The organism is Steroidobacter sp., assembly GCF_016790065.1.
GTDB lineage: Bacteria > Pseudomonadota > Gammaproteobacteria > Steroidobacterales > Steroidobacteraceae > Steroidobacter.
The window spans coordinates 1-5204 of the sequence record NZ_JAEUPY010000466.1 but is presented as its reverse complement, the minus strand read 5'-3'; the positions used below and the strand labels follow the sequence as shown (position 1 = coordinate 5204).

The following is a 5204-nucleotide window of genomic DNA, read 5'->3' as shown; positions in this document are numbered from 1 at the left end:
GCTCGAACATTTACGTAGTCGCGAGTTCGATCTGGTCTTTCTCGACTTGCGTCTGCCTTTCGAGCGTGGCCAGCAGGCGCAGGTCGAGTCCGGCAAGACAACCTTGCGATCGATTCGCGAGATGGATGGGCCGCCGGTGGTCATCATGTCTGCCGAGAGTCCCGATCGTGCGCTGATAGAAGAAATGATGGCTTCGGGTGCGGCGAGCTTCGTGCCCAAATCGGCGGACGCCAGCGTGTCGCTCGAAGCGATTCGTCGCACGTTGGCTGGCGGGGTGTGGCTGCCGCCTGAAGCGGTGGGTAAGGGCGGCAATCCGCCGCCGTGCTCGCCCGAGAGTTTGATGGGGCCGCTGCCGGCGCCGATCACTCATGCAGACTTGGGAATTACTCCGCGAGCCTTCGATGTGTTGCGCTTGGCGTTGAGCGGGCGCAATCCGAAAAAGATTGCTCTAACGTTGGGCATCAATCACGACAACGTGAAGAAGCACATGTCGCGGCTGTACGAGAAGTTCGGTACGGCGGACCAGGCGTCGTTGCACGCTCACTTTGCCAAAACCGGCCAGACGCTCGGCATCATTCAGACCTTGCCCAAGGCGCCAGGGCCTGAAAATGCTCAGTCTTTGTCAACGCTGGAGCGCCGGTAGCAACGGCCGGCGCTACAGTTCCGCATCCAGCGCTGCATCGGCGGTGCGAGTTTCGTAGATTGCCCGCTGGATGGCGCTGAGCAAGCGACTGGGATCGTCGGACTTGCCGACCACGCGAATGTGGTCTCGCTCACTACGGATGTCCGGTTGAATTTCGGCCGTGAATACGATGATGGGCACGGTCTGCCAGGAAAAGCGCTCATCCACCAGCTCGATCACGTCGTTGGCGGTTTCTTGGCCTTTGAGTCGATAGTCCGAGATCACGATATTCGGCGCGCGATGCGGATTGCGGTCGAAGATTTCGCGCAGGCCGCCGACGGAGCTGGTGATGCGGATGTTGCCGGCAATGTCGTAGCCGGCGGCGCTCAACATATCGCGCAGTGAGCTACAGACATCTTCGTTGTCTTCGATGATGGTCGCATAGACCTTGTTGGGTGCGAGTGCGCACGGTGCATCCACTACTACGGGCGTAGGTATGATCGCTCTGGCCGAACGTGGCACGCTTACTGAAAAACGCGAACCTCGACCCACGCGCGAACTATGGTCGACGTAGTGGCCGGCGAGCTTGTCTCTGAACAATTTCACGATGGCCAGTCCCAAGCCCAGGCCTTTGGCGTCGCCGGCGCCGTCCTGCTCCAAGCGCACGAACTCCTTGTAGATGCGCTCCTTGTTCTCTTCGGCAATGCCTACGCCGGAATCGCGCACGTCGATACGAATCGAGTTTCGGTACACGACGGCGCCGACGAACACAGTGCCGGCTGGCGTGTACTTGATGGCATTGGACACCAAACTGTCGACCAGCCGCTTCAGCGCCGAGCGATCCGACTCGAGATACACATCCTCATAAGGCAGGCGCACGATCAGAGTCAGACCTTTGGTGTCTGCCTGCTGCTGAAAGTTCTTGCGTAGCTGTGTCAGGAAATCGCGAGTGGACACCGCTTCGTAGCTGGGAACGAAGCCGCCTAGCTTCACCAGGTCGTACATGCCTGTAAGCATCTCGCCGAGCTCCGACTTGGCTGCCGCCATGATGTCCAAATCCGCCAGCAGATCTTGCGGCCCGGCCTTGCCGTCCAGCAGGCGTTGCTTCATGAGGTTGGTGCGCACGCCCATCAAGTACAGCGGGTGCGCGGCATCGTGATGAAGCGCCCGTATCAAGAGCTCACGTTGCAAGTACGACGAACTCAACTGATCGTGCAGCATCTCGCGCTGCTTGGCGGCCACCAGCGCATCTGCCGACGCTCGTTCCGCTCGGTCACGCTGATCTCGAGCTTGTTCTGCGGCTTGCTCGGCCAGGCGGCGCTGATCGAACAGCGAACGATCGCGGGCTTCGATGCGCCAGCTGGCAACGAGACCGATCAATACGATTGCGCCCGTATGCAGCAGCGGTGGAGCGACGTGCGCGATCTCGACGTAGTACTGCCGTAACAGCAGCACGGCCAGCATCGTATTGGCGCTGAGGGCGAGCACCAGCACGTGTTTGAAAGGAACCCGCAGCAGCGCGATCAGGAAGATGTTGAGCGTCAGCATCGCGATGTGCGCTGCTGGGATTGAGCGCTCGCCACGAGCGATGCCAAAGCCTAGCTTGATGAACAGTGCCGCGAACACGAACGACAGCACCCATTGGTAGTAGCGCATCGACCAGTTGCGAAACGTCAGAAACAGAAGGGACGGGCTCCAGAACAACAACAGGCTGATCAAATTGTCGATGTTGTTCTTGCGACCGAGTTCGCCGCTCACATCCACGTTCAGCAACCGATTGGCCATCAACAGGGTGCCGACGATGGCGAAGGCCCAGGTGGCGATGCGCGTGAAATGGAAGGTGTGTTCCCGATAGTCGGCGATGAACGCAGCCTCGTCGCTGACCGGTTTGTTGTGCCACAGATCGTGTAACAGCCGTTGCATCTCTACATACCCCTGCGGTGGTGCCCCCGCGGTGGTTTCGACCCGCCGTGCGATTCGACTTAACCTTGCACTCACTGGTGGCGCAGACCCAAGGTGCCAGCAGCGCTTCAACTCAACTCAAGTGGAGTCTCATCATGCAATCGACCGACATAACGACGCTGCCCGGTAAGTCCAGCTGTTTGTTCGTCCCCGGAGGAGCCATTGCCAATACCAATGCCAATGACCTCAGGGTGTTCGACTTACAGCTGATCACGGCCGGGATGGGCCTCCACTCGACGCGCAAGGCGGTGCCTCTATGACCCTTTGTGCAATCGGAGCGCCCATCTCGCTCCGTCCGTCTTAACCCGACCGGTGCGGTGGTATTCGTCAGATGTGCAGCACATTGCGATAAGCGGGCAGCACTTCCCACGTCATGCCATCGTCCCGGTTGGTCTCCACCTGCAATAGATCCGGCCGCTCTTCGAAGCTCACGAACTCCGGCACCGCTCGACCCCGATAGTCGGCGTTGTGGCCATTGAAAAATCCAATCATGAAAAGGAAGCGCGCCAACTGCATGGGCCCGGTGAACGGCGTGCCATCGACCATGGGAATGCGCTCTACCGGAGTGCGCTTCAGATAGCCCGTGCCGAGTCGTTCCAGCAATTGGTCGGTAGTGTAGTTACGCGGCCCGGCGGCAAACGATTCGATCAGCGCCCGCAAATCGGCGAACTGATATTGATGTTCTCTATAGAGATCCGAGAGCCGCCGCTGGCCGAACACCGGCATGGCCTGCTTGATGTGATGCAGCGCGATGCGTTGCTCGCCTTTCATGGCCGCGTTGTCGCCGGCCATGCGGCATAGCTGTGTAATCCAACGGGGCCGACCTCCTGCCAGAACTCTGACCACGTGTGTGGCCGGCACGGCATCGTTGCGCCATTTCATGGGCTGCACGAACACTTGATCGATCAATTGGTCGCCATGTTCCGCCACGCTCCAGGAGGCCATGGGGTTGCCCGGATATTCCCTTTGGATATAAGCCAGCACTCGATGGGTCAACAGATCGCGCTGCTGGCTCGCCGACCAGGTCATGGCGATGGAGTATTGATCCACTTTGTCCTGATATTCGGCGATGCCGAGCAAGGCCCAAACGTCGGTGCGCACCGTGGCGCGAATACCGATGCCGGATTTGCTATGACTCAGCTCGCGACAGGCGGCGAAGAACGCTGCGATGGAATTGCGTTGTGCACGCGTGTTCTCGAACATCGTATCGATGTCGTCCATCAGGAACCACACCGGTCGCCGCAGCTCTGCTTCGTGTCGGAGCCGTTGTAACAATTGTTCCTGGTCGCCGGGTTGACGGGGCGCCGAGGACAGTTCGATGAAACCGCCCAGATTGATTTTTGCGACGATCCGCGACAGCAGCGAGCTGACCACGTTGCGTCCTTTGTAGCCGGCCAGCTCGGCATTCTCGATCAACGCGATCTGATCGTCCCGCCAGGCAAAGCCGATGTCCCGCGCCAATTGCATATTGATGGCCCCGCAGATCGCCTGCACCCAATAGTTCTGCAGCGTGATCGGATCTTCGGTGACGGGCGGCTGTTTCAAGGCCACCAGGCTGGCCGGCGTGCGATGCACGACGATGGCCGGCTGACCTTTGGGATCGGTGCGACGCTCATGAGCGAAGCGCACCAGCAGCGCCGATTTGCCGGTGCCTTTGCGGCCCCGGGCGATGTGCATGCGCTGACTTGGATCCAGGAATTGTTTGAAATTGTAATGATTGACGAAGTAGGACATCAGCACGTCCTCGTCTTCGTCCTCGCCGGCGTCGTTGCCGAACAGGGATCGGTCATCCAAGTTGATCTTCACGGTACTCCCCTCGGCTACCACCCCGGTGGCACCACCGCCGTGGCTTTGTGTAATTCGGCGCCCGCTGAGAACATCCCCACCGCGCTATAAATTACAGGAGAGAAACATGCGAGTCATGAGTGTTTTTTCCTTGGCCATGGCCCTGGCGATGTTTGGTATCGGCGCTGCCGCCTACGCCGGCGGCCTGTCGCCCCCGTCACTCAAAGATGTCAAGCAACATGTCGAACGCCGCAGCCACGATATTCGTGAGCACGTCAAACAGGTGACGCAGGATCCGTTGGATTACAAACGTCAGCTGCCCGGCACCGTGCTGGCCGATGCCTGTGCCGAACCGGTGCATCGTTATGGGGACTCCATGGAAGCGCAGGTCGGCCGCTGGAAGCGCCTGCCGGCACGGCTCATCCGGGAGATCCAGCGCGACTTCGGCAATGACCTGTCGAAGGTGCGTTATGCCGAAAACATCGATACCGGCGGCGACCAGGCCGTCACCATGGGCAATCACATCTACTTCCCGCGGCGGATCGACCTTTACGATGCCGACGATATGTGGTGGCTCATGCATGAACTGGAGCACACGGTTCAGTACCGAGGCGAGTCGCGCTCCGGCAAGCTCTGTGAGTACGTTGCGAAGTCCATTGGCAGCGGCCTCAACCACGACCGTATCGATTGGGAACGGGCCGCCAACCGCAAGGCCAACTGGATCGTCGACGACGCCCTGTGGGCCATCAACCAAATGTAGGCGCTTTCGACACGGCGAACGGCCGTAGCCGACCGTTCGCCGTCCATTGCGACCGCTGGCAGCGTGTCTGCCGCC

The 5204-nt window shown here is 59.9% G+C and carries 5 protein-coding genes; 3 read left to right on the top strand and 2 right to left on the bottom strand.

Annotated features, from left to right (window positions below; all coding sequences use genetic code 11):
• Positions 1-643, top strand: a 643-nt coding sequence (locus JNL55_RS19390; protein ID WP_293857428.1) for a response regulator transcription factor, incomplete at its 5' end; no start/stop codon positions are given.
• Between the two features lie 12 nt (positions 644-655).
• On the opposite strand, the gene JNL55_RS19385 is transcribed toward JNL55_RS19390, so the two are convergent.
• Complete coding sequence (locus tag JNL55_RS19385; RefSeq protein WP_293857425.1) at positions 656-2545, bottom strand: ATP-binding protein; 1890 nt, start codon at positions 2543-2545, stop codon at positions 656-658.
• A 134-nt stretch (positions 2546-2679) separates the two neighbouring features.
• Here JNL55_RS19385 and JNL55_RS19380 point away from each other — a divergent pair, with 134 nt between their 5' ends.
• Positions 2680-2844, top strand: coding sequence for a hypothetical protein (locus tag JNL55_RS19380; RefSeq protein WP_293857422.1), 165 nt, complete (start codon positions 2680-2682; stop codon positions 2842-2844).
• Positions 2845-2911: 67 nt separating this feature from the next.
• Here the strand turns inward: JNL55_RS19380 and JNL55_RS19375 are convergent, their stop codons facing one another.
• The gene (locus JNL55_RS19375) at positions 2912-4390 is read right to left on the bottom strand and encodes a P-loop ATPase, Sll1717 family (RefSeq protein WP_293857420.1); all 1479 of its coding nucleotides are present in this window, start codon (positions 4388-4390) and stop codon (positions 2912-2914) included.
• Positions 4391-4496: 106 nt separating this feature from the next.
• On the opposite strand from JNL55_RS19375, the gene JNL55_RS19370 reads away from it, so the two are divergent.
• Complete coding sequence (locus tag JNL55_RS19370) at positions 4497-5129, top strand: DUF4157 domain-containing protein (RefSeq protein ID WP_293857417.1); 633 nt, start codon at positions 4497-4499, stop codon at positions 5127-5129.
• Positions 5130-5204 lie beyond the last annotated feature (75 nt).